This is a genomic window from Chloroflexus sp. (assembly GCF_049970315.1).
In the GTDB taxonomy this organism is placed as follows: Bacteria; Chloroflexota; Chloroflexia; order Chloroflexales; family Chloroflexaceae; genus Chloroflexus.
On record NZ_JBMFNE010000002.1, the window covers coordinates 69,030 to 95,098 of the forward strand.

The 26,069-nt window shown below is 55.1% G+C and carries 18 protein-coding genes and 1 tRNA gene; 9 read left to right on the forward strand and 10 right to left on the reverse strand.

The window, feature by feature from the left end:
• Positions 1–319 precede the first annotated feature (319 nt).
• Positions 320–1,309 carry an SPFH domain-containing protein gene (locus ACP5OT_RS01585; protein WP_424674649.1) on the forward strand — a complete coding sequence of 330 codons (990 nt, stop codon included), beginning with the start codon at positions 320–322 and terminating at the stop codon, positions 1,307–1,309.
• Complete coding sequence (locus ACP5OT_RS01590; protein WP_424674648.1) at positions 1,306–2,217, forward strand: SPFH domain-containing protein; 912 nt, start codon at positions 1,306–1,308, stop codon at positions 2,215–2,217. The genes ACP5OT_RS01585 and ACP5OT_RS01590 overlap by 4 nt, the downstream gene beginning before the upstream one ends.
• Before the next feature lie 89 nt (positions 2,218–2,306).
• On the opposite strand, the gene ACP5OT_RS01595 is transcribed toward ACP5OT_RS01590, so the two are convergent.
• Entirely contained in the window at positions 2,307–2,528 is a 222-nt protein-coding gene (locus tag ACP5OT_RS01595) for a type II toxin-antitoxin system prevent-host-death family antitoxin (protein ID WP_015942445.1), read from the reverse strand.
• A 394-nt stretch (positions 2,529–2,922) separates the two neighbouring features.
• Here ACP5OT_RS01595 and ACP5OT_RS01600 point away from each other — a divergent pair, with 394 nt between their 5' ends.
• The 5 genes from ACP5OT_RS01600 (at position 2,923) to ACP5OT_RS01620 (ending at position 9,554) form a co-directional block, all read left to right on the forward strand.
• Positions 2,923–3,354 carry an Hsp20/alpha crystallin family protein gene (locus tag ACP5OT_RS01600; protein ID WP_287907540.1) on the forward strand — a complete coding sequence of 144 codons (432 nt, stop codon included), beginning with the start codon at positions 2,923–2,925 and terminating at the stop codon, positions 3,352–3,354.
• A gap of 207 nt (positions 3,355–3,561) precedes the next feature.
• A complete protein-coding gene (locus ACP5OT_RS01605) occupies positions 3,562–4,527 on the forward strand; it encodes a thiamine pyrophosphate-dependent dehydrogenase E1 component subunit alpha (protein ID WP_424674647.1) in 966 nt (321 codons plus the stop codon).
• A gap of 20 nt (positions 4,528–4,547) precedes the next feature.
• A complete protein-coding gene (locus tag ACP5OT_RS01610; RefSeq protein ID WP_424674646.1) occupies positions 4,548–5,579 on the forward strand; it encodes an alpha-ketoacid dehydrogenase subunit beta in 1,032 nt (343 codons plus the stop codon).
• A 115-nt stretch (positions 5,580–5,694) separates the two neighbouring features.
• A complete protein-coding gene (gene mutS, locus ACP5OT_RS01615) occupies positions 5,695–8,601 on the forward strand; it encodes a DNA mismatch repair protein MutS (protein ID WP_428131143.1) in 2,907 nt (968 codons plus the stop codon).
• A gap of 17 nt (positions 8,602–8,618) precedes the next feature.
• A complete protein-coding gene (locus tag ACP5OT_RS01620) occupies positions 8,619–9,554 on the forward strand; it encodes a bifunctional riboflavin kinase/FAD synthetase (RefSeq protein WP_428131145.1) in 936 nt (311 codons plus the stop codon).
• 186 nt (positions 9,555–9,740) lie between these two features.
• Here the strand turns inward: ACP5OT_RS01620 and ACP5OT_RS01625 are convergent, their stop codons facing one another.
• The 5 genes from ACP5OT_RS01625 to ACP5OT_RS01645 all read right to left on the reverse strand — a co-directional run bounded on the left by ACP5OT_RS01625 (position 9,741) and on the right by ACP5OT_RS01645 (position 17,298).
• The gene (locus ACP5OT_RS01625; protein ID WP_424674643.1) at positions 9,741–10,499 is read right to left on the reverse strand and encodes a 3-hydroxybutyrate dehydrogenase; all 759 of its coding nucleotides are present in this window, start codon (positions 10,497–10,499) and stop codon (positions 9,741–9,743) included.
• A gap of 127 nt (positions 10,500–10,626) precedes the next feature.
• Positions 10,627–11,289 carry an adenylate kinase family protein gene (locus tag ACP5OT_RS01630; protein ID WP_424674642.1) on the reverse strand — a complete coding sequence of 221 codons (663 nt, stop codon included), beginning with the start codon at positions 11,287–11,289 and terminating at the stop codon, positions 10,627–10,629.
• A 10-nt stretch (positions 11,290–11,299) separates the two neighbouring features.
• Positions 11,300–13,888, reverse strand: coding sequence for a protein kinase domain-containing protein (locus ACP5OT_RS01635; RefSeq protein ID WP_428131147.1), 2,589 nt, complete (start codon positions 13,886–13,888; stop codon positions 11,300–11,302).
• Between the two features lie 85 nt (positions 13,889–13,973).
• A complete protein-coding gene (locus ACP5OT_RS01640) occupies positions 13,974–14,753 on the reverse strand; it encodes a lamin tail domain-containing protein (protein ID WP_424674640.1) in 780 nt (259 codons plus the stop codon).
• Positions 14,754–14,805: 52 nt separating this feature from the next.
• Positions 14,806–17,298 (reverse strand): sugar phosphate nucleotidyltransferase, encoded by a 2,493-nt coding sequence (locus tag ACP5OT_RS01645; RefSeq protein WP_424674639.1) that lies wholly within the window; start codon positions 17,296–17,298, stop codon positions 14,806–14,808.
• A 151-nt stretch (positions 17,299–17,449) separates the two neighbouring features.
• Between ACP5OT_RS01645 and ACP5OT_RS01650 the strand changes: the two genes are divergently transcribed.
• Positions 17,450–17,533: transfer RNA gene (locus ACP5OT_RS01650), tRNA-Leu, on the forward strand.
• 44 nt (positions 17,534–17,577) lie between these two features.
• Here the strand turns inward: ACP5OT_RS01650 and ACP5OT_RS01655 are convergent.
• The 4 genes from ACP5OT_RS01655 to ACP5OT_RS01670 form a co-directional block, all read right to left on the reverse strand.
• The gene (locus tag ACP5OT_RS01655; protein ID WP_428112724.1) at positions 17,578–19,197 is read right to left on the reverse strand and encodes a S1 RNA-binding domain-containing protein; all 1,620 of its coding nucleotides are present in this window, start codon (positions 19,195–19,197) and stop codon (positions 17,578–17,580) included.
• On the reverse strand, positions 19,194–20,702 hold the full coding sequence (locus tag ACP5OT_RS01660; RefSeq protein WP_424674637.1) for an acyl-CoA synthetase: 1,509 nt from the start codon (positions 20,700–20,702) through the stop codon (positions 19,194–19,196). The genes ACP5OT_RS01655 and ACP5OT_RS01660 overlap by 4 nt, the downstream gene beginning before the upstream one ends.
• 179 nt (positions 20,703–20,881) lie before the next feature.
• On the reverse strand, positions 20,882–23,512 hold the full coding sequence (gene ppdK / locus ACP5OT_RS01665) for a pyruvate, phosphate dikinase (RefSeq protein ID WP_428112726.1): 2,631 nt from the start codon (positions 23,510–23,512) through the stop codon (positions 20,882–20,884).
• A 230-nt stretch (positions 23,513–23,742) separates the two neighbouring features.
• Positions 23,743–24,579: a pyruvate, water dikinase regulatory protein gene (locus tag ACP5OT_RS01670; RefSeq protein WP_424674635.1), complete on the reverse strand. Its 837-nt coding sequence runs from the start codon at positions 24,577–24,579 to the stop codon at positions 23,743–23,745.
• Positions 24,580–24,706: 127 nt separating this feature from the next.
• Here ACP5OT_RS01670 and ACP5OT_RS01675 point away from each other — a divergent pair, with 127 nt between their 5' ends.
• Positions 24,707–26,068 carry an alpha/beta fold hydrolase gene (locus ACP5OT_RS01675; protein WP_424674634.1) on the forward strand — a complete coding sequence of 454 codons (1,362 nt, stop codon included), beginning with the start codon at positions 24,707–24,709 and terminating at the stop codon, positions 26,066–26,068.
• Position 26,069: the final 1 nt, after the last annotated feature.

Here is a 26,069-nt window from a genome sequence, read left to right on the forward strand (position 1 = left end):
CTACGATGACCGGAACACTTGCGAAGAACCATGCGGGCGACATGGCCCTTCACTTGTCGGCGCGCCGATTGGCTTGCCATGACATTCTGGGTTAGCGCGATTATAGCACAATTGCTGTGCAACCTTTCTGGGATGAATCCGTATGTTATACTGACAGCACAAGGAGAGGATACACGCAATGGCCCTCATATCGGTTCCGTATATCGCTTACCGTCGGCATTCAGGTGTCTTTCTCATGCGTTCGTGGTGACGACCGCGAACGCATATCTTTTTCGGTTGATAGCGCTGGGTCGTTAGCAACGACAAGGAAGGTGGTTGTATGGACGTTACGCTTGGGGTTGTCATCGGACTGTTAGGGTGGTTTATTGTTCGCTACATCGCCTTCAGCTTTTACACTGTCGATCAAAACGAGCGCGCAGTGAAAACCATCTTCGGACGAGCTGAACGCCTGCCGGGACCACCGATGGACGATCCATTTGCCGAGTATTTGCGCCCGGATGAACGCGAACGTTATCGCTATCCGCAGGTGCGGGTTATTCCTCCCGGTGGTCCTTATTTTAAATGGCCGTGGGAACGTGTGTACAAGGTGTCGGTCGCAACCCAGACCATCAACATGGCGCTCGATCTGGAAGACCCGACGGCGAATCAGGGTGGTCGTGTGTTGGAGGCGGTCACCAAAGACCAACTGAACGTCGGCCTGAAAGGCCAGATCCGCTATCGGGTATCGGAGCGCCACCTCTACGCCTATCTCTTCGGGGTGAAAAATCCGGTGGTTCACGTGATGGGATACTTCATCTCAATCTTGCGTGAGCGGATCGCCAACTTTTCGGCACCGGCTACAGAAACCGGTCAGTTAAATGCGATGGCTGGGGAAGGGAGCGAAATGACCGGTGTTTCGATCAACGATCTGCGCAAGAATCTGCGTGACCTCAACGAGCTAATGGATCGCGAGTGTCTGTCATCGGCGGCACGCTACGGAATCATTCTTGACGCTTCACTAATCACCGAAATCGATGCACCGCCGGAAGTGGAGTCGGCAATGGCAGCGATCAATACAGCGCACAACCAGGTATCGTCGGATATCAGCCTCGCCCAAGCTACAGCCGATCAGAAGATCGTACAGTCGAAGCGGGCGGTTGAGATCGAGACGCTGAAAGCGCAGGCCGAAGTTGAGCCGTTGCTGGCGTTGGCCGAGCAGTTACGAGCACTCAAAGCGAGTGGGCGTGATGCGCTCAATGCCTATCTACGTAACGTTCGTTTAGGTCTCTACCGGCAAGCTGAGCGTGTTATTCTGGAGGTGGAGCAATGACCTTTCTCTTGACCGTGATCATAGTTGCCACGATGACCTTCATCGGCGCATTTATTGTAGTGCCCACCTTATTTGGCCTGCTGCGCTTATTCGGTATCTACACAATTGTGCAAGAGGGTACATGCCACGTGTATACCCTCTTCGGTAGCGTGGTTGGGGTATTGCGTGAGCCGGGGTTGGTGATCTTACCACTCCATTTAGGGATAAACGCTTTCCTAATCGGCCTGTTTGGTCGCCGTTATGTGATCGATATGCGGCTTGATCAGCGTTACCTACGCAGCCAACCGGTGAATTCCGAAGAGGGTGCGCCGATGGGTATCGGTGTTTGGTACGAGATGGCAGTAACCGATCCGGTGGCCTTCTTGTTCAAGAACGCCGACCCGCAAGGTTCGTTAGCGGCGAACGTTAGTAACGCTGTGGTGCGAACCTTGAGCAATATGCCGTTGGCGCAAATGTTGGAAAACCGGCATGCAATGAGCCAAGCGGTGCGTGCTGAGGTATCGCCGAAGGCGGCAGAGTGGGGGTATCGGTTGGGGTCGGTGTATATTCGGAAAGTTCACTTCCGCGATATTAACATGATCCGGCAGATCGAGGCGAAGGTAGTGAACCGGCTGCGCCAAGTGACGTCGGCGATTTTGCAAGACGGTGCTAACCGGGTGAATATTATCACGAGTACTGCCGAGCGGCAGGCGGCTATCGAATTTGCCCGTGCAAAGGCGGTCAGGCCCCAGATTTTGGGGCAAGCACTGGCCCGTATCGGTACCGATCCTGAAGTGCGCGATGCGCTGTTTACTATTCTCGAGTTACAAAACTTAGCCGAGAGTAATGCCCGGGTGACGCTTGTACCAGCCCAAACCGATCATCGGATGATCCCGGCCTTGATGGCAGCGCAAAACGAGCGACACTAGAGCATTCCTAACGATGACTGCCCGTCATCATGGTGATGACGGGCAGTACTGGTGTATGAAGAGATCATCGTTCGTTGTCTCCGGCTCGATCAGGCTTCTCGCTGGCGGGCTTGCTCGGTTTGTAGGGCTAAGCTACGGAGTTGCTCGAACAGTTCGATGTTCAGTAACACTGCTGATGGATACCCCTTTTGTGTGATCACAACCGGCTGCCCGCTCTCTTTCGCCCGCCGGATTAAGGCCGCTAAACTAGCCGCAGCTTGTGAGATTGGTACTACGCCTCCCTGTAAGTCGATATTAATTGACCGTCCCATGTTTGTACCCCTTTGAACGAGCACTATTAATAGTACAGTTCCATTGTATCACGTTGTATTCTCGCTGTATAGATCGAATGTTCAAGATTTTGTAGAATGAGAGGCTATTTTTTCAGATACTCTTCCGATGATCGCATTTGCATCGTTACGATTGAGATAGGTTTGTAAAAACTTTGTATATTCGATAAGCAGGGATTGGCGTAGCATATTTGCGTAATCAGCCAAATTATGCTGGCGTCCACTTTAAGAAATGCGTGCTAAGCATAGACACAGTTTTAATACTCTGCCAACGTCATTCTAACAATCACCTGTTAATGTATAGGCAGGCTCGAATGAGAGCACTGCTCTGAAAAGAATCAATACCATCAATACCAATGATGCAAGGAGGACGGCTATGACGAACATCACCCGTTGGGATCCCTTCCGCGAGATGACGCAACTGCTCGATGACACTTTCTTCACCGGCTTCACCGGTGTGATGCCACGCAATGGCAGCCTGGTGCCGGCGCTTGACCTGAGCGAGACCGCCGATGCCTATCATATTGAAATGGCGGTGCCCGGCATGACGGCCGATCAACTCAACATCACCTTCGAGAACAACGTGCTGACGATCAGTGGTGAAATTACACAGAGCAACGATCGCAAGGATCGCCAATATCACGTGACCGAGCGCCGCTATGGCCGCTTCAGCCGCAGCATTCGCTTGCCCAACCAGATCCATCCGGATCGGATTGAGGCCAAGCTGGAGAATGGTGTGCTGACGGTGACGGTACCGAAGGCGGAAGAGATCAAGCCGCGCAAGATTGCGGTCAACGTCGCTCACTAGTCGTCGCACCAAGCATCGTCGTGGCGTATACGGTGCGCGGGGAATGTACCTCCTCGCGCACCGTTTTATATTTGCAAAGCTGATCCTGTTGTCGGCGTGATCGATAACCTTGATCGCGTGATCGGGTACAATACCTCTAAATAAATCCCCAATTATTTACAAGACGGCAATGCATGTAAGTGAGCCTCGTCTGGCTAAGGAGATGGCATGAACGCGATCGATGATGCCTTGTTGCAACAAGCACACTACTGGATGCGGTTGACCCGCGCACTTGACGACCGAGGCACCTTTCTTCACAAGCAAAGCAAAATTGTTGGCGGCTATTTTTCCCAGATCGGTCACGAAGCGTTAAGCGTGGCCGCTGCCATGAGCCTTGGTCCGCGTGATATTATCGCACCGATGCATCGCGATCTCGGTGCGTATCTCGTCCGTGGCCTGACTCCGCGCCGGATTTTGGCCCAGTGGCTGGGCCGCGAAACCGGAGTAACGCGCGGGCGTGATGCAAATCTGCACGGGATGGGTGATCTTAGTCTGGGTATTATCGGTTTTATTAGCCATTTGCCCGCCTCAACCGGCGTGATTACCGGCGTGGCCCACGGGATCAAACTCAAAGGCGAACCACGAGTAGCGATGTGTTTCTTCGGTGATGGCAGTGCTTCGCAGGGCCTGGCACACGAGGCAATGAACTGGGCGAGTGTGTTTAAGTTGCCGATGGTTATCATCTGTGAAAATAACCAGTACGCCTATTCGACCCCTCTCAGTCGCCAGATGGCCATCGAGCATATTGCCCAACGTGCAGCCGGCTACAACATGCCGGGCGTCATTGTTGATGGCAACGATTTTGTGGCTGTTTATCAAGCAGCTACCGAAGCAGTTGAACGGGCACGGGCCGGTGGTGGTCCAACCTTTATTGAGTGTAAAACGATGCGAATGCGCGGCCATGCTATCCACGATAATATGGCGTATGTGCCGAAAGAGCTACTGGCCGCATGGGAAGCACGTGATCCGATTGCACGGATCGAAGCCGAGTTGCGTGCGCGGGGCCTGCTCGATGATGCGAAACTGTCAGCGCTACTGACCAAGATCGAGGCCGAACTCGATGAGGCACAAGCGTTTGCCGAGGCTTCGCCCTACCCCGATCCGGCTACACTCACCGATGGCGTCTATGCATAATATACCGGCAGGAGGAGCCAATGACATGGGATCAAGGTTTGCATAAGCTGACAACAACGATCACCGACGAGCAGGGAACGCGCGAACTGACCTATCTGGAAGCGATCCGAGCGGCATTGCGGTACGAGATGCAGCGCGACCTGCGGGTGCTGATTATGGGGGAAGACATTGGCGTCTACGGTGGCGCATTTAAGGTGACGCAAGGGTTGATCGAGGAGTTTGGCGAAGATCGGGTGATCGATACCCCGATGACCGAGCTGGCAATGATCTACGCTGCTATCGGTATGTCGTTTGAAGGTTTCTTGCCGGTAGTCGAGATGCAGTTCGCCGATTTCATCTCAACCGGATTTGACGCCATCGTCCAGTTTGCGGCTACTAACCATTTTCGCTGGCGGCAGCCTGTGCCGATTACGATCCGTGCGCCTGGTGGCGGTGGTTTGCGTGCCGGTCCGTTTCACTCGCAGTCGAATGAAGCATGGTTTGTGCATACTCCCGGATTGAAGGTCGTGGCGCCGGCTACGCCTGCCGATGCCTATGGTCTATTGCTGAGCGCTATCCGTGACCCCAACCCGGTGATTTATTACGAGACCAAGTATCTCTATCGGTCACTGAAGGGACCGGTGCCGGAAGGGGAGAGCTTGGTACCGATCGGTCAAGCGGCATTGCGACGCAGTGGTGAAGAGTTGAGTATCATCGCGTATGGCGCGATGGTGCAGGAGGCGTTGCAAGCGGCGATCACCCTGGAGCGTGAGGGTCATAGTGTTGAAGTGCTCGATCTGCGTACCCTCAAACCACTCGATGAAGCGGCAATTCTGGCAACGGTACAGAAGACCGGCAAGGTGCTGATCGTCCATGAAGCGAACCGCACCTGTGGCGTAGGCGGTGAAGTGGCGGCGATTATTGCCGAGCGTGCCTTTGAGTATCTCGACGGGCCGATTACTCGCCTTGCGGCGCCTGATACCCCTGTCCCTTACAGCCCTCCCCTCGAAGACGCATACCGACCAAATGCCGCAAAAATCCTCGCCGCAGCACGAGAATTGTTGGCATACTAAATATAGTACGGTGAAGACGCAGAGCGTATCTTGTGCTACCTCTGCGTCTTTAGGCCGATTGAGAATGTGCTATCATAGCGCGGAGGCAAGCAGATGAATGAGATAAGCTAACGCTATGGCTGCGATTGAATTGCATGCGTGGTATCGCCAGTATCGCAAACTAAAAGAAGAGGCTGCCGATGCGATTTTGCTCTTTCGCTTCGGTGATTTCTACGAGACGTTTGATGATGATGCAAAGTTGATTGCAGAATTACTTGACGTAACGTTAACACGTAAAGAATACGCCGTTGATAAGCGAGCGCCGAAGGATCAGCAGAAGCTGTATGCGCCGATGGCGGGAATGCCTTACCACGCCGTTGATCGTTATGTGAGCGAATTAGTTGCCCGTGGTTACCGGGTGGCTATTGCCGAACAGTTGAGCGAGACGGAGGCGATGCGCAATGATACGCGGCCTCGTTCGGTCTACGCTGCCGGTTTGACCCCGCTCGAAAGCAGCGGCAAGATGGTACAGCGGGCCATTGTACGGATTATTACGCCGGGTACAGTGATCGATCCGGCGATGTTGCCCGATCGCACGAATAACTATTTGGCAGCAGTGCTGGTTGAACAAGGGAAGGTAGGGTTGGCGTATGCCGACCTTTCGACCGGGGAATTTGCCGCTGCCGAGTTTGTTGATGCACGTGCACTGACCCAGTTGCAAGCCGAGCTGGCGCGTCTTCGTCCCGCTGAGGTGCTCGTCCCTGACGATGAGGCGCTCCGTTTGCCAAACCTGGCCCCGGTACAGGCACGTTTGAGTCAAGACTTGGCCCCGCTCACCAAAGAGGAGCGTGAGGTATTGTTGCCCCACGAGCGGGTGGCCCGTCGTCTTGATGCCCCCAGTGCTGCCAGTTGGACGCAAGGTCACGTGACCGAGTGGCCGACGTGGCGCTGGGAGTTGGCGACGGCTGCCTCCGCGTTGTGTGAGCAGTTGGCGGTTGCGACACTGGCGGTGTGTGGTCTTGAAGACCGCCCGTTGGCGACGCGCGCTGCCGGTGCATTGATTCAATACGCCCAGACCACGCAACGCCAGCGGGTCAACCAGTTGCGGTATCTACGGGTGTACCAGACCGGTGCATATATGCTGCTCGATCCACAGACTCGGCGCAATCTTGAATTGCTGGAAAGTAGTGGGCGGCAAGGGGCAAAAGCTTCGTTGATCGGCGTGCTCGACCGCACGTGTACGGCAATGGGGGCGCGTTTGCTACGGCGTTGGATTGCCCAACCGCTGATCGTTTTAGAACCATTGCAAGTGCGTCAGCATGCTGTAGCACGCCTGGTCGCCGAGACGATGGCTCGGCTTGAGCTTCGTGAGGCACTGGCCGAGTTGCCCGATATGGAGCGGGCGCTCAATCGGATCGCACAAGGTATTGCCGTGGCAACACCGCGTGATATGGTTCAGTTGCGGGCCGCGTTGCGTAAACTACCTGGCATCGCGCAAGCTATCGCACCGTTGTTACCCGACTTGCTCGCCCCTGAAATAGACGGCGAGCCGTTGCTCATGTTTGATCCGTGCAGTGATGTGCTCGATCTGCTAGAACGGGCACTCGACGATGATCCACCGGCGTTGCTCGGTTCGTCAAACTATCTGCGGGCTGCCGAAGAGGGTGGCGAGCGACCGCGCCGTGTGATCCGGCCCGGTTTCGATCAGCGTCTCGATGCACTGATTAAGGCTAGTCGCCATGCCCAAGAGTTCATCGACCGTCTCGAAACGAAAGAACGTGAGCGGACCGGGATTCGTTCGCTCAAAGTGGGTTACAATCAGGTGTTTGGTTACTATATCGAAATATCGCGCGCCGTTGACCCGAAACTGATCCCATCACATTACGAACGCAAGCAAACGCTGGTGAATGCTGAGCGTTATGTGACTGAAGAGCTGAAGTACTACGAAGGGTTGCTCAGCGATGCACGGTTAAAGCTGGTTGATCTGGAACGAGATATCTTTCAACGGTTGTGTGATGATATTCAGCAACACCTCGACCGGCTACGGATAACAGTGGCTGCGGTGGCCCGCATCGATGCGTTAGCGGCCCTGGCCGAGGTAGCAGTGCGTGGCCGCTATGTCCAACCGACCTTGCGAACCGATCGGGTATTGCGGATCAAGCAGGGCCGTCATCCGGTTGTTGAGCGGACGCTGGGTGAGCCGTTCATCGGCAACGATGTCGATCTTGATGGTGATAATGTCCAGATTTTGATCATTACCGGCCCGAATATGGCTGGTAAAAGCACCTTCTTGCGCCAAGTAGCTTTGATTACCCTGATGGCGCAAATCGGCTCGTTTGTCCCCGCCGATGAAGCCGAAATTGGCTTGGTGGATCGCATCTTTACCCGGATCGGTGCTCAAGACGACATCGCCACCGGTCAGAGCACCTTTATGGTCGAGATGACCGAAACTGCTGCATTGCTTATGCAGAGCACACCCCGTTCGCTGATCATTCTCGATGAGGTGGGGCGTGGGACGAGTACGTATGACGGTATGGCAATTGCCCGGGCCGTAGTTGAGTACATCCATAACGAGCCTCGGTTGGGGTGTCGGACGTTATTTGCGACTCACTATCACGAGTTGACGGCACTTGATGCCGAACTACCTCGTGTGCGCAACTTTCACATGGCGGCTGTCGAGCGTGACGGCCGAGTCGTCTTTTTGCATGAGCTGCGTCCCGGTGGCGCCGATCGCTCGTATGGTATTCATGTCGCCGAGCTAGCCGGGATTCCGGCGAGTGTAATCAGGCGGGCCAACGATTTGCTGGCCGAACTCGAGGGTCACACGGCACGACCGATGGATCAGCGCGTCGAACCAAGTTCGGATGGGGAGCGGGTATTGCCACCGGCGCCCTCAACCGCGGGTAGTATGCAATTATCGCTGTTCGATCTCGTACCGCACCCGGTGGTGGAGTACCTCCGTCGGTTGCGGATTGAGGAACTCACCCCGCTAGAAGCGTTGAACCGGCTGGCCGAATTACAACGGCTGGCTCAGGAAGGATAGAAACGGAGCAGAAAACCTTGCAGATCGCCCGTGATCTTGTTCCCGGCTTGGCCAACCGGGCGACGGTTTTGAGCATTGGCCGTTTCGATGGCGTTCATCTCGGTCATCAACAACTGATCCGTACCACAGTCGAACGGGCACGTGCCTTGGATATGCTTAGTGCAGTGCTGACGTGGGAGCCGAATCCGCGTGCCGTGTTACAGCCCGGTCAACCATTACAGTTATTGACGGATCTCGATGAGAAGATCGAGCAAATTCGACGACTCGAACCGGATGTGCTGATTATTGCGCCGTTTACAAACGAGATCCGCCAACTGAGTGCTGCCGAATATATGGCGCGGATCTGCGCTGCATTGCCGGTACGTGAGGTTTGGGTTGGTGAGGATTTCGCGATGGGACGGGGACGCGAGGGTGATATTCCGCGACTAATGGAGATCGGGTGTGAGCTGGGGTTCGCCGTCGGTGCCATGAACAAGTATACGATAGCCGGGATTCCGGTCAGCTCCTCACGTATCCGCGAACTGGTGCTGGCGGGAAACGTCGCCGGTGCCGGTGCGTTGTTGGGACGGCCTTTCGCGCTGCGGGGCCTCGTTACTCGTGGTGATGGACGTGGTCGCCAGATTGGGTTTCCTACTGCGAATTTGCAGGTGAATCCAGATGTAGTAGTGCCGGCGCATGGGGTCTATGCTTGCCGTACCTATCTCGCGACCGGTGAGGTTGTGCCAACGGTGACAAATATCGGGGTACGTCCGACGTTCGATGGTACCCGCCAAGTGGTTGAGGCCCATCTCATCGATTGGCAAGGTGATCTGTACGATCAGTATGTGCGGATCGAGCTGTTGATGCGGCTTCGTAACGAGCGGAAGTTTAGTGGTATTGATGAATTGGTCGCCCAAATCCGCCATGATGTTGCCGAGGCACGTGTAGTGTTAGGTATCCCTCCAACCTCGTAGGATGAACTGCCACAAGGGCACCCGCTAGGGGGGCTATCCGTTCGCAATAATCGTACACGTCGGCGTGCCGTTCGTTTGTGTGTTTCTCCCCGAACGTCGCGGCTACTCCTTGTGTTATGCCACGGTACCACCTGCCCTTGTGGCGGTCTTGCCGAGTACAGATCGCCCTCTCGGTCGGTGCAAGGTCTACCGTGCCGTCCAACCTAAAGCAATTTCGTACACTGAGCCGGTAATAGCACCAGCGGCGTCGGAGCAGAGAAAAGCTGCTAAGCCGGCCACTTCTGATGGCTCAATGAGGCGCTTGATCGCTGCCGGTTCGAGCATTACCTTCTCGATCACCTGATCTTCAGGAATACCACGAGTACGGGCTTGATCGGCGATTTGCTTTTCGACCAACGGTGTGCGCACATAGGCCGGTGCGATTAGATTGACGGTAATTCCGTAAGGGCCTCCTTCGAGAGCAGCCGTGCGGGTAAGCCCAAGCAAGCCGTGTTTGGCCGAGATGTAGGCACTCTTAAACGGCGATGCCCGTAGACTATGCACCGATCCGATGTTGACAATCCGACCACGACCGTTGGCTTTCATGCTCGGCCAGACATACTTGGTCAAACGAAACGGTGCAGTCAGCATCACTGCGATCATCGTTTCCCAACGATCTTCGGGAAAGTCTTCGATGGCGTCAATGTGTTGAAAACCGGCATTGTTGATCAGAGCATCGACTCGGCCATAAGTATTGAGCGCGGTATCAACCGCTTGTCGGCAACCCGCCTGCGTTGCTAAATCAACGCCAACAAACATGCCGCCGAGCCGTTCGGCGACTGCTTCACCGGCAGAGCCGGGGAGATCGACCAACACCACCCGGTAGCCGTCGGCAGCAAATCGTTCGGCACAGGCTAAGCCGATACCGCTGGCTGCACCGGTAATTAGGGCAACGTACTCGCTCATCACTGAACTCTCCTGTCCTGTGGCGCATAACAGTGCGGTTCTTTTCCTACAGATTCATCTGCTGGTGCGCTATCTCTTCGCCGGTCGGTCGTGCGGTGATTGTAGCACACAGCTTCCTAGTTCAGATTTAATCGTCTTGCAGCACCTTGTTGATCACAGCGACGACCATTTCCGGTGATTGATCGGCGTTAATATGGTGGACTAAACCACGATGCCTGTAGAAATCGAGTACTGGTGTTGTTTCTTGTTCATAAAGACGGAGGCGAGCGCGGATTACTTCGGGTCGATCATCGTCACGTTGACGAAGGACGCCTCCTTTTGCCAAGCATTGTGCTATCCGTTCGGTGTCATCGATGTGCAGCGTCACATCGTCTCCAGCAGGGCTACGACAAACCCGGCGTCCACTGAGGCGATGAAGGATCGCTGCCTCACTGAGATCGAGCACGATGACGTTATCGACCTGTCGTCCTAGTTCGGCCAGCATTGTTTCAAGCATCTGTGCTTGTGCAACACTACGAGGATAACCGTCGAGAAGGCACATTTGTGATAGCGGAATTGCCTGCAACCAGGCACGCATTAGCTTGGCCATCACATCGTCGGGCGCTAGCCGACCTTGTTCGAGCAATGTTGCAATCTGCCGACCGATAGGACTTTGTGCGCGAATCTCGGCCCGGAGACGCTGACCGGTGGCAACAACGGCCACCCCGGACTCTTGGGCAAGCAGGTTAGCGATAGTCGTTTTGCCTGTACCAGGTGGGCCGATCAGGAGGAGCGTTTTTCCAACTGTCATTGTTTATCTGTTATGATGATACGCGCTCGATCACTTCATCGATGTTCGGATATGTTGGATCGAGCTGCTTTACCGTTTGAAAGGCTTCTAGTGCTTCGGCAAAACGACCTTGCTCTTCATACGACCGACCTAAACCAAAGTAGGCGTCAGTGTAGGAAGGTTTCAAGTCAATTGCTTGTTGGAAGAACGTTTCAGCCTCACTGTAGTGTTTGCTATAAAAGTAGGACCACCCAAGACCGTTAAATATTTCGGCGTTTGTATTATCGAGGCGAAGGGCTTTTTGCAGCACTTCAATTGCCTCATCATACCGATCTTGGTACAAGAGGATCCAACCGAGACCATTGTACGCAAACGCATCGTAATCATTGCGGTTTAGCGCTTCACGGTAGGCCGCTTCGGCCTGCCTGTACCAATCGCCGGCGGTTTCACTGTCAGAGCTTTGAAAACCGATAAAGAGCTTTGTCTCACCGAGATACGCATATGCGTTGGCGAAGTGTGGATTTGCATCGATTGTCTGCTGAAAGTAATCCAACGCTTGTTCAAAATTTTTATCATCGAAGGCCAGCCGGCCCAACCCAAAAAGTGCCAAGCTCTCATCAGGGTTCAATTGGAGCGCCTTCTGAAACGCCGCTTGCGCTACATCGGTTTGATCGTCGCGATAGGCCAGCCCACCCAATGCAGCTTGGGCTGCGCTGAAAGTTGGATCGAGCGTCAGTGTGTTCTGAAGTTCATCACGGGCCAATGTGCTATCCTGATCGGTAGTGAGATAAATCGTCCCAAGTTCATAGTGAAAGAGGGCGAGGGTTGGGAAGCGATCGATGGCTGCTTCAAGGCTACTAACAGCCTGTTCCAGCGTGTTTGGATCGTCGCGCAGGAGAAAATCCCGGCTAAAAGCCCAACCAAGAAGGGCATGTGCAAAGGATTGGTTAAGCGGATCGGAAGCAGCGAGTCGATCTTCCGCCTTACCGATCGCGTTAAAGGCGCGATCCATCAAATCGTTATCGTGACTATCTGCCGCATCGGTTGCCAGCACCGCTGCATAGAGCGCGTGGCCGAGCGCTTCGTTGTCATCCGCCTTGATCGCACGTTCGCCGGAGAGACGTGCTTGAACTCGATTACCGAGATGCAGATAGGCGTATCCGCTAATACCAAACCCCATAGCTTGGGCGCGTCTATCGGTAGCATTTATCAGCGGATCAGCCGCCGCAATTACTTCGTTCCAACTCCCTTGGGCCAGCAATGCGCCGGCCAAACGCGCATGGGCTGTCATGTCGTCGCTGTTCGCAGCAACGGCTTCGCGGTAAGCTGCAATAGCCTCAGCCAATCCGCCAGAGCGGGCTAATGCAGTATCGCCGGTGCTTATCAACGACGCAGTTTCATCGGTAGGAGGAACCGGTGGTGATGAAGATCGGAACAGCGCAAACAGCGCGACCCCACCACCGGCAAGCAACCCAAGCGTGATGACACCCACCAGAATGCCTATGAGTAGCCCTTTTCTGGTTGAGCGGGTAGGGGTAGCGGGTACGTTAAGCGGATTAGGAGCTGGGGTAGTAGGGGCAGCAGCGTAAGGATGAGATGCTGGCATCGACGGTGTTTGGAGGTAAGCCGGTGATGGGGTGGTTGGGCCGTACACCGGCGGTGGCGTAGCCGGCTGGGTCGGCGGGAAGGGCGTAGCCGGATGGGTCGGCAAAGGAGATGGTAGTCCGCTGCCGATTGCCGGCATCCCACCTTGTGGAGTAAGTGGCCGGCTCAGCTCACTTTCACTCATCCCAACCGCTTGGCGTAGGGCTGCCACCATCTCGGCTGCGGTGGCAAAACGAGCTTCCGGCTTACGAGCCAGTGCGCGCATAATCACATCTTCCACTGCCGGTGGTAAATCACTGCGCACATCGCGCGGTGGGATAGGAGCATGGACGAGGCGCGCGGCCAGCATCGCCATTGGGGTCTCGGCTTTAAACGGAAACGCGCCGGTTAACAACTCATAGAGCATCACCCCAAGCGCGTAAATGTCGGTTGGTGGCCCAACGTTTGGCAGACCCTGTGCCTGTTCAGGTGACATATACTCCGGGGTTCCCATCACCGTACCGGCAATTGTGAGACCGCCGTTACTCCCCGTACCACGGGCAAGACCGAAGTCGGTGAGATAAATCCACCCCTCGTCGGTAATCATTACGTTAGAGGGTTTAATATCGCGGTGAATGATTCCCTGTCGGTGAGCGTAATCGAGTGCTTCACCAACTTGCGCTAGGATCTGAGTGGCGCGCTTAACAGAGAGGGCACCCTCTTGTTGGAGCAATTGCTTGAGCGTGCGGCCCTGAATAAACTTCATAGCGATGTAGTGGTAACCCGCTACCTCGCCGACCTCATAGATCGGCATAATGTGAGGATGTTCCAGCCGGGCAGCGCTGCGCGCCTCTTGCCGAAAACGGGCGATGTAACTCTGATCGCTGGTCAGGCTAGGCGGTAAGATTTTGAGCGCCACTATCCGATCCAAATCGGTCTGACGCGCTTTATAAACGACCGCCATACCTCCCCGTCCTAATTCTGACAGGATCTCGAAGCGCCCAAGGGTCTGACCAACCAGAGAAACATCGCTCATAAGATACTCACCCACACGCTATGAAGATTTTGTTTACCACATCGCAGGAAAGCCTACCCCTGCCATCACGAATCATCACCAAACCCTACGCGCCGGCTGCATAGGTATAACGACTGACAAGGTTCCCATTTGCATCACGCAATATTGCACTATCACCGCTATTATTCCAAATTGGGCGGCGTGATCCCCAATACAGGTTATTGGCGTCATCGGTACCGGCTTTCGTCCACACTTTCACCTCGGCGCCACTGGTCAGCGTAAAATGCGGGAAGGTGTATGTGTGATGTCCTCCTTCATCGATCAACGTCCACCCAGTAAGATCGACGGGCTGGTGAGATACATTCGTGATCACAACAAACTCACCTTCCAGATCGCTACCGGGCGGGTCGTATTCAATATACGTAATACTCACATTCGGCGGTTCAGCTATGAGCCGTTCAATATCGGTAATCGATGCGGAAACCTCGTCGGTGATCAGCTCGGCAATGTCTTCTTCAATCGGCTCGTCATTGCTGGGGGGCGATGGTGGTGTTTCTTCCCGCAGTGGTGATGCAAGCGGAACCTTTGCTTCTTCCGGTGTAATCATGACTGTCAAGTGTTGTTCTGGTTCATCACGGCGACGGTACCGTGGTTGCTCGTCTACCCAACGAATGATTTCACGTTCAGCAATGCGGGCGAAATCACCAGGGAGGCTGGCAAAGGCGCGACTCAGTTCATAGATAGCGCGTTCCATATGGGTACGACTTTGTGCAGGTAACAGACCGAGCGGTAACCGTAGCAGACCGTATCCAATACGACCAATCTGAACCGTCGTCGTCGTGATTGCGTTGTAGAGCGGATCTTCACTTCCTGAGCGGGTAGACATTGCCCCCTCCTCGTCTGTATCCAGTCGGCAGTTGCCAATCGACTGCCGGTTGCTACTGCAAGCTCGTCACCAATCCGGCATATTTATCGGTGAGTATGCGGGCGTGCTCTTCGCTACTGCCTTCAGCAATGACGTGAAAAAATGGTCCATCGGGATCGGGTAAAATAAGGACCCATTCTTGTCCCAATTCAATTTTGATTCCGTCAATTTGTTCGCCGTGTCGTTCGTGGTATTGTTGATTGAGAATACGCATCACTTTGCCTTTGCTTTCCCAGCGACACGGCACGCGGGTTTGCCAAATATAGTAAGGTGGGAGATCGGCCAGAACCTCACTCAGAGTTGTTTGATTGAGCGTGAGAAGTTCCATCAACCGTGCAATTGCAAACATGCCGTCGGCGACAGGGTAGAAATGGGGGAAGATATAGTTGCCGGTACCATCACCAAGGAGCAAGAGGTCAGGCCGTTCGGCGGCGAGGTTCATCAATGCGCCGAGGTGAGCGCGTGTGCGAATGATACTTCCGCCATACCGTGCGGCAATCTGTTCAAAGGCACGGGGTGCTGTCACCGGGACGGCAACGATCCCACCGCCGTATGCGCGCATCGAGAGCGCCGTCATGGCGGCCAACGCACGGAGCGGGTGCAAGCGTTGACCACGATCATCGATGAGAAAAATCTTCTCGCCGCCGGGATCGAGACGGACACCGAACTGTGCGCCAACTACCGGCGTGATTTTGGTCAATCGCGTCATTGCGGCCTCAAACTCTGCACCGGTCTGAAACACCATCCGTTCATCGAGATAGACGTTCAGTTCGACGGCATCGGCCTGCATCCGACGCAGAATCTCGGCCATGACCGTACTGGTACTGGTGTTCGCGTAATCGATCACGATTGGAAAACCCTTGCCAAAAGCGGCATTTTGGCCAAGGGCTTTCATAAACGCGGCTCGGTACGTCTCTTCCACATCTTCGCCGTAGAAAATGCGGCCAATTTCATCCAGATAGGCACGTCGGTAATCTTCACGGAAGAACGTACTCTCGATTTTACGCTCGATCGTACTATTGATGTCAAGTCCGAGATGGTTAAAGAATTTGATCTCGGCAACTCGGTTATCAAACGGTGAGATTCGGACATGGACACCTCCGGCGGCGCCGATCGCATGGGTATAGTAACGGGCTAATGGGATTGGTACATTGCGTAGATCGCAGACATTCACCCCCGCCGAAGGCAAACCGGCAATAATTGCACGCTTCAGCATGCGAGGGGTAAAATGTGCATCGCGGTTAATCGTCACCGTAGTGCCACGCGGTAGTGTCGCACCGTATGCTGCACCGAGCCGGGCACACATTTCAGGCGTAATCTCGATATTAACTAAACCGGTAATCCCATAGCGGCCAAACAGCACACGGCGTCCTTGGCTCCCCCAAATGATACTTGACGTAACAGTTGCGCCTTCATCTACCTCTTTGGAGGGCCAAATCTTAACGTTTGGTTGCACCACTGCACCAGCGCCGATCTGAACTCCATCGCCGATCACAGCTCCCTCGAAGATCATTGCCCGGGAGCGAATGTTGCACTGGCGTAACACAATCGCACCGCGCAGCTCGGCCCGTTCACCAATGTACGAGTTACGCCAAATGATCGAGCGATCGATATTGGCCCGTGAATCGACAATGGTGTAGTCACGGATCACCGACGGCCCGTGAATAATCACCCCACCTTTGATCTTAGCTCCGTGACCAAGGTAGATCGGGCCGTGCAGTTGGGCATCAGGAGCAATTTCGGCATCGCGATCAATCCAGATGTCGCCACCAATATTGTGACCGATGCGCGGTAGATTGACTTTGCCCGACAAATAATCGCTGCAAGCGCGCATGTAAGCCTCGATAGTACCGACATCGGTCCAATACCCATTGGCGATATACCCGTACAGTCGATCACCACGGTGCAACATACGTGGGAAGACATCTTTCGACCAGTCGGTGACGCGGCCTCGTTCAATGTAACTAAAGATATCGGGATTGAAGACGTAAATACCGGTATTGACGGTATCAGAAAAGACCTCTCCCCAGCTCGGTTTTTCGAGCAACTGACGGATGCGGCCTTGTTCGTCGGTGATGATCACGCCGTATTCAAGTGGATTAGCGACGCGGGTGAGGGTGACGGTTGCGGTCGCACCGGAGGCCATATGGTACTCGATGATCTGAGTCAGGTTAAAATCGGTCAGAGCATCACCGGATATAACGAGGAAAGGTTCGGTGAGCAGGTGCTCGGCATTTTTGACACTACCGGCAGTGCCCAACGGTATCTCTTCCAGCGAATAGGTAATATTAACCCCATACGCGCTGCCGTCACCGTAGTAGTCTTGGATAACATTTGCCAGGTACTGCACGGTAATGATAATGTCGGTGATACCGTGCAGTTTGAGTAATTCAATGATATGTTGCATCACCGGTCGGTCGACCAGTGATACCATCGGTTTCGGGCGATTTATCGTGAGCGGTCGCAGGCGAGTACCCTCGCCGCCGGCCATCACAACGGCTTTCATGGCGGCTCCTGCTGACTGTCGATACCGCGACGGTATACGAAATGCGCGGCGGAAGGGGGCTTCTGTCACATAGCCCCTTTAGTATAACATGTCACGAACCTGCCCGGCAACCTCTTGCCGGAAACAGCTTCTCGTGCTATACTCGCCAGCGGGGGACGTGGCGGAATGGCAGACGCGCATGACTTAGGATCATGTGCCGCAAGGCGTATGGGTTCAACTCCCATCGTCCCCACCAGGCTCCGCCCATCATGCGAATGATGGGCGGTTTTTTATTGCAGTTCATTCATTAACACTCAGCGCAATGCGTCGGTGTTCGTTATCGATCGCGAGGATCGTGACCATCACCTGACTACTGAGTGGGAAGCATTCACGTAATGGTCGGCGCTTCGCCGGAATTTTGCTAATATGGACGAGACCTTGGATGCCGGGTAAGAGTTCGACAAACAGACCAAAACCGGTGATACCGGTAACAGTGCCTTGCACCGTCATGCCGCCGGCAAGGCGTTGCGAGAGACTTGCCCACGGATCAGGGGTGAGTTCGCGGATGCTTAGATTGATACGCAGATGCTGCCGGTCAATGTTGGTAATCATCGCACGGACCGGTTGGCCGGGTTGCAGGACGTTGCGTGCGTCGCTGATCCAACGCCAGTCGATGTCGCGCACGTGAACAAACCCTTCTATCCCACCGAGATCGATCACTGCTCCATAACTCAATACGCGCAACACCGTTCCCTCAACGATGCTCCCAACGCTGACGGATGCGATCCGCTCTTGTCGTTTGCGGAGGCGTTCACTCCATAACACCGTTGGTGCAGGATCTGGCGACGGTGGCGATGGTTCCTCGGATGTAGTGGTCACTTGCTCTAGGATGGTGAGGCAGCGGGCCGCATGATGACGAATTTCGGCGTTGGGAAAGCTCTCAGCCAATTGGGCAAGTAATGGCATACTCGCCCGGTCATTCCATTCGACCAGAATCTGCATAATCTGGATCGTCAATGACCGTCGGTTGGGGGCAGAGCGTTGGAGAAGAGCACGTAGTTCCGGGAGTGCAGCTCGATAATCGGCCATCTTCACCAAACGAATAACTTCGTGTGAGAGATGAATGCTTTTTTCATTCAAGAGTGATACAATCTCCGGAGCGGCTTCAACCGCTTGGAGTTGGTTGAGAGTACGCACTGCTAATGTTCGTAGGCCGACGACATAGCGGGCAATTTCAACGAGGAGTGGTATCGCCGTGCGGGCACGTAAGCGCGCTAATGCCTGCATTGCGACACTTGCCGCTCGGCTGGGAATATGGGGCTGAGTTTCCTGCCACGCCGTTATGCAATCTTCGAGCAAGCGTAACAGCCCAGGGACGGCTGCCGGGGTATGCAGCATTCCCGCCGCCTCGGCAGCCGCGATGCGGATGGCAAGGTGTGGGCTGTTGAGAAAGTTGGGAATGGCTACAGCGAGCGTGGTATCACCAAGGCGGGCAAGTGCGGCGATGGCGGCAGCAACGATGGGAGGATCTGGATCATCGAGACAAGCTGTGATTTGTTCACGTGCCTCTGCGATCTGTTTTCGTCCTAACGTGCGGATTGCCGCGGCGGCTACAAACGGTTTCGGGTCATCGATACTTGCTAATAAGGCATCGATGACCGCAGGACTCAGCGGTTTACTGGTATACCCAATCGCTTCGATGGCAACTTCACGCACGGCCGGCCAATGATGGTGCAGGGTCGGTAACACCAGATCAGGATCGACCTCAAGATTGACCAGTCGGCTGGCCGCACGTGCGCGCACCAGTTGATCGCGCGAATGGATCGTGCGGGCCAGCTCTTCGAGCTGATCGGTTAACAGTTCACTCAGGCGCTCACGGTTGAGAGCCGGATCGCCTTCGTAATCATCGAGATCACTCATCGCTGTTCCTCGGCTACGGGTGGATCGATTCCGAGTAGATGACGTTGTACCTTCCCCATGGCATTGCGTGGTAATGCCGTGACGAAGCGGATCTGGCGTGGCCGTTTGTACGCAGCCAGTTGATGACGACAATGATCAATCAGTTCTTGTGCTGTGGTATGGATGCCTGATCGTATCACTACATCGGCCACCGGTACTTCGCCGAGATCGGGATCGGGTTGGCTGTAAACGGCACATTCAGCGACTGCCGGATGCTGGGCGAGAACTTCCTCGACTTCACGAGGATAGATATTGTAACCGCCACTGATGATGAGTTCACGACTACGACCGGTAATGTGAACATAGCCATCGGTATCAACGAACCCGATATCTCCGGTGTTAAACCAGCCATCGTTAGTAAACGCAGCCGCTGTAGCACGCGGATTACGCCAGTAGCCACGGAAAAGGTGTGGTCCGCGTACTTGGATCTCGCCAACCTCGCCTGCCGGTAGCGGTTGGCGTGTTGTCCGATCGACAATTCGAGCCTCTTGACCGGGAAATGGCATGCCAACACTGCCGGGGCGGCGCTCGCCTTCGTAGGGATTGGTCAAATTCATTCCCGTTTCGGTCATGCCATAGCGTTCGAGGATGGGTTGTCCGAAGAGAGCAGCAAAATCGGCAAAGGTCTGCGGGCTGAGTGGGGCCGAACCGGAAACAAACAGTCGCATGCGATGACGAGGAACGCCGTGCTGGCGTGCTGCTTCGATCAACCGCACATACATAGTAGGTACGCCGAAAAAGAGGGTAATAGCCGGGTCGGCCATGCGTTGCAAGGCCAGTTCGGCATCAAATCGTGCGTGCAATTCAAGACTCGCGCCGCTTCGGATCGTGCCATGGACACCTACACCTAGTCCATGGACGTGAAACAGTGGCAACATCAAGAGTAAACGATCGGCCTCGGTCCAGCACCAAGCGCGGATAACCGCATCGCAATTTGCGGCAAGGCTGGCGTGGGTGTGGACTGCTCCTTTGGCTCGACCGGTGGTGCCCGATGTGTACGCGATCAGTGCCATATCGTCGGCAGCCGGCGGTGAAAATGCAGTCGGGTCCGCCGGTGATGTACCACACCGTGATGTGTCGGGTTTGATCATGTGTGAGTGTGGAGCCGTCATTGCCTCACGCAAGATCGCTTCGTTCTCGTCAGTTGCAACGACGATGAGCGGTTCAGCATCGGAGAGCAGATGGCTCAGTTCGGTGTGGCGATACTGTGGGTTCACCAGAACGACGGCTGCCCCGGCCAATTGAGCGCCGAAGTAGGCAGCGAGAAAGGCCGGTGAGTTGGGCAGAGCCAACGCGACACGATCGCCATGCGCAATGCCGAGGTCGCGATAGCGGGCGGCCCAGCCGGCAGATGCTGCTGCAAGATCACGATACGTTATTACGTGATTCTCAACCACAACACATGGTCGGAGCGGTTCGGTAGTTGCGTAATGGAGGAGGGTGGCAACAATTGGCAGTGGCGACATAATGTGACCTCATGGACATCGGAAACTACGAACGATCGTCAACGCATCACGACCGGTATGTGTTGCGTCTGATTGGATCGCATTATACCGAGAGGGATGCGTAGATTGGGTTATAAAATCACGACAAACGGCGAAGCTCTGGTGAGCCTCGCCGTTCGCAACGTGGTTGAAGATGAAACCTACTTATCGCGTTTTGCCTCACCTAACGCTGCTTGAGCTGCGGCAAGGCGGGCAATCGGGACACGGTAGGGCGAACAACTGACGTAGTTGAGACCGACGCGGTGGAAGAACTCGACGCTTGCCGGATCACCACCGTGCTCACCACAGATGCCAACCTTCAAGTTCGCGCGCGCCGTGCGTCCACGTTCAGTACCGATTTTCACCAATTGCCCAACACCACGCTGATCGATGGTCTGGAACGGGTCATCAGGGATGAGCTTCTTCTCGACATACGCCGGCAGGAAGCGACCCGAGTCGTCTCGTGATAAGCCAAGCGTGGTCTGGGTAAGGTCGTTGGTACCGAAGCTAAAGAACTCGGCGACCTGAGCAATCTCATCGGCGACCAGCGCAGCCCGTGGCAACTCGATCATCGTTCCGACGAGATACGGGACCTCGATCCCACTTTCGGCGAAGACCTCAGATGCCACCCGGCGCACGATCTCTTCTTGGAGTTTGAGTTCGCTGACAAACCCAACCAGTGGAATCATCACTTCGGGGTGAACGTCGATTCCCTCCGACTTAACCTTGACAGCGGCTTTGAAAATGGCCCGAGCCTGCATCTCGGTAATTTCGGGGTAGAGAATGCCTAAACGGCAGCCGCGAAAACCGAGCATGGGGTTTGCTTCACGCAAGCTCTCGACACGAGCCTTCACTTTGTGAGGATCGACGCCGAGCTTGGCAGCGAGTGCTTCAATCTCCTCGTCATCGTGCGGCAAGAACTCGTGCAGCGGTGGGTCAAGTGTACGGATGGTAACCGGGAGGCCGGCCATTTCACGGAACAGACCTTCAAAGTCGCCCTGCTGAAGTGGCTCGATCTTCGCCAGTGCCGCGCGCCGCTCTTCAGGTGTATCGGCGAGGATCATCTCACGCATTGCATCGATGCGGTCACCTTCAAAGAACATGTGCTCGGTGCGGCAGAGACCGATCCCCTCAGCCCCAAACTGGCGGGCGACGCGGGCATCGCGTGGAATGTCGGCATTGGCACGCACGCCAAGTTTACGAAACTCATCAGCCCACGACATCAAGGTAGCGAAATCACCCGATAACTCCGGTTCAACCGTCGGCATTTGGCCGGCAAAGACCTCACCACTTCCACCGTCAATCGTGATCCAGTCACCTTTACGGATGGTTGTACCATTAACCGTCATCAATTGATCGGCGTAGCTAATCCGCAGATCACCGGCTCCGGCCACGCACGGCTTACCCATACCACGGGCGACAACCGCAGCGTGGGAGGTCATACCGCCCCGCGCGGTGAGAATGGCTTGAGCAGCGACCATACCGTGAAAATCTTCGGGCGCCGTCTCAATCCGTACTAATATCACCTTTTCGCCGGTCTTAGCCAGATCTTCGGCCTCGTCGGGGTCAAAGACGGCCTTCCCAGAAGCAGCACCCGGCGAAGCGGGCAAACCGGTGGTGAGCGGTTTGGCTCGTTTGCGGGCTTCAGGATCGATCATCGGGTGCAGCAACTGATCGAGTGAATGCGGATCAACCCGCTGAACTGCCGTCGCCTTATCGATCAGCCCCTCACGTACCATATCGACGGCGATCTTCACCGCGGCAGGGCCGGTGCGCTTGCCGGTACGGGTCTGGAGCATCCACAGCTTGCCACGCTCGATGGTAAATTCAACATCTTGCATGTCTTTGTAATGACGTTCGAGCTGTTTGGCAATCTCGTGGAATTGGGCATAGACCTCCGGCATCTCCTCGGCCAACTTGCTGATTGGTTGGGGGGTGCGAATGCCGGCAACAACGTCTTCACCCTGGGCATTGACCAGATACTCGCCGAAGATTTCTGGATCGCCGGTGCTCGGGTTGCGGGTGAAGGCAACACCCGTTGCCGAGTCGTTACCCATGTTGCCAAAGACCATAGCCTGCACATTGACCGCCGTTCCAAGGTTATCGGGAATCTTATTCACCCGGCGATAATCAACCGCACGGCGACCGTTCCACGAACGGAAGACAGCAGCGATGGCTGCACGTAACTGCTCGAAGGGGTCTTCAGGAAAATCAACTCCAACGTCCTCCTTGATAATCGCCTTGAACTTCTCGGCTAAGGCGAGCAGCTCTTCGGTCGTCAGATCGGTGTCTTGACGTTGGCCGTGTCCTTTCGCTTCTTCCATCTCGTGCTCGAAACGGTCACCGTCAACACCGAGCACAATTTTTCCGAAGAGTTGGACGAAACGGCGGTAGGCATCGGCGGCGAAGCGGGGATTATCGGTGAGGCGAGCTAGTCCTTCGCGGGTCTGCTGATTGAGGCCGAGATTAAGCACGGTATCCATCATACCGGGCATGGAGAACTTTGCCCCTGAGCGAACGGATACCAAGAGCGGATTATTCGGATCACCGAAGCGCTTACCAGTTTGGGCTTCGATGTCCTTGAGACCTTCGAGGACCTGTTCCCACATACCTTCGGGAAAACGTTGACCGTTCTCGTAATAGGCATTGCACGCTTCGGTGGTGATCGTAAAACCGGGAGGCACCGGGACACCGGTACGAGTCATTTCGGCAACACCGGCGCCTTTTCCGCCGAGGAGATCGCGCATGCTTGCGTTTCCTTCGCGGAAGAGGTAGACCCATTTCTTTGACATAACCTGTTTCCTCCTTAAACAAGGTGGCGGAAGACAATACGATTGCACCCTGTAGCATCGTGATATGTGCTACAGGTGAGAAGATAGTCGTACCAGCGACACGAATGGGCCCCCATCTTGTGTAGTATTGTTGCCCCATCGCAGATCATGGTATTCAGCTTGTGCAAACGCGAACAATGGTAGATAGCGCAACTATACCGCGCTGAATCACAACTGTCAACGCAGTCGGTTTATCCTGTTGGGTGGAACCGACGCGAGATCAGGGAAATAATTTCGTCAGCGCTCTCTTCAATCGATTTATCGGTCACGTTAAGCGTCGTCCAGCCATGCTGGCGGAAGATGCGACGTGCCCATTCCACTTCATCAATTGCCGCTTCAAGGTTGGTGTACGTGCTACCCAGGTTGATGCCCATCCGGCGTTGCCGCCAGCGGCGGCGGGCGGCGATTTGCTCCGCTTCGACGATCAGACCGATGACCCGACGCGGATCGACCTGTAACAGGGCTTCGGGCAATGGGATTTCACGCACCAGTGGTACATTCGCCACCTTCCAACCGAGGACGGCCAAATACATGCTCAGTGGAGTTTTACCTACCCGTGAAATACCCACCAGGACAATATCAGCCTGATGCAGCTCGTAGGGTTTGTTGCCATCGTCGTGCGCAACGGTATACTCAATTGCCTCCAACCGGGCAAAATAGGTTGAACGACGGGCTTGATATAAGCCGGGTTTTCCCAGCGGCTCTTTTTGGAGGACGGTTGCCAATCGTGATAGGACACTACCGACGAGATCGATCTCGGCAACGCCCATCGCGCGCGCGAGACGCATCAGCTCACGGCGTAAGGTCGGCTCCATGAGCGTATGCAAAATGGTGCCGTTTTGCTGGGCGGCTTGCGCAACGACTTCAGCGATCTGTTCGGGATCTCGTACATTCGGCACAATGATAAGTGGGACTTCGGCGCCTTCAAACTGTGAGAGAGTTAGGCGCGCGACTTGTTCGCCAACGGCGCCGGCGCCGCCGGAAACAATGTAGAGTGGAGGGGCAGATTGATTAGTCGGTTCGCTCATTCGCAAACGTTTCGTAATCCACAATACGCCCGTAATTCGGCAAAATGAGATTATAAGGTTATAGACGGATACAGCCGTGTACTGGTATGATACCACACAACGGGTACAGCTCGTGGCGGGTAACACTATGGAAGTCTTTTCAATTGATGGTGCGCAGATACACGCACTTGATGTCGGACCGCGTCACGCCCAAATTGTCATCCTTATCCACGGCTGGTCGAGTTCGTCGTTTGCGATGTCGCCACTCATTCCCCTGCTGAGTCGGCGGTTTCGGTGTATCGCAATCGATCTCCCCGGTTACGGTGAGTCACCGCCGCTACGTGAGCGAGCGACGATTGGCCGCTATGCCCAACTGGTTGGGCGTCTGATTACCGGTCTCAGTGAACATCCGGCCGTCTTGATCGGTCACTCGATGGGTGGCATGATCAGTACGACGTTGGCGCTGCAAGTGCCCCAGTTAGTTGACCGCATGGTCTTGATTTGTCCAACCATTTCCGGTCGGCTCTCGTTCTGGATCAACACCTTTGTCTCGCCCATTACGATGATGGAGCGTTTTCCCTTCTTTAGTCGGTTGTTGTCGTTGCTCGAACCATCAATGCTGTCTGTCACCGATAGTTTGATGAAACCGGCGTCATTTGCCGAACGCTCAGCAATTAGTGAAGCTGATTATTTGCGGTTGCGAGCTGATGCACGGCGGCCGGGGCAGGGTCGGGTGCGGGCGGAATGTTTTGTCGCGATGCGTCGGCAGGATCTGAGTGGCCGTCTCCGTGAACTTGAGACTCCAGCGTTGGTGATTTGGGGAGCTGAAGATAATACGGTTCCTTTACGTGATGCCGGCGTAGTCGCCGATGAATGGCAGAATGCCGATTTACGGATCGTGCCGAAGGCAGGGCACTGGCCCCATTTTGAGACGCCAGAGGTCACGATGCGCTATATCGCCAGTTATCTCGGCTTACCCTCACTCATTAGTCAACCTGATACTTTGGTGCAACCGGCAGAGATGACGACCCAGATCACCGAGTTTTTGGTCAATTCGCAGCTCGGGAATGGTCTCAGTCTGGCCCAACGCACACGGCTGGCCGCCCATCTCGAACGGCGACGCTACCCGCCGCGTGCTTTGGTTGATCGTATGAATCAAGAATCGACCGATCTCTATCTGGTACAAGAGGGGACGTTGGAGGTTTGGAGTCCGCCGATCGATGGTAATCCGACCAGTCAACGCTTGTTGATGACGGTGGTCGCCGGTCAGATTACCGGTGAAATGTCATTACTCGATGGTGGACGCCGTAGTGCCGATCTACGGGCGGGTGAGGATGGCGTAGTGGTGCTAGCGTTACGACGCGAACGGTTGCGAGCGCTGGCCGAGGACGACCCGGCGTTAGGCAATGCCGTCCTCTGGAATATTGCCAGTGCGCTGGCATTACGTTTGCGCTTGGCGAACTGGCAGCAGCAGGGATTGGTGCGTGAGTTGCAAGCGCTGAAGCAATAGT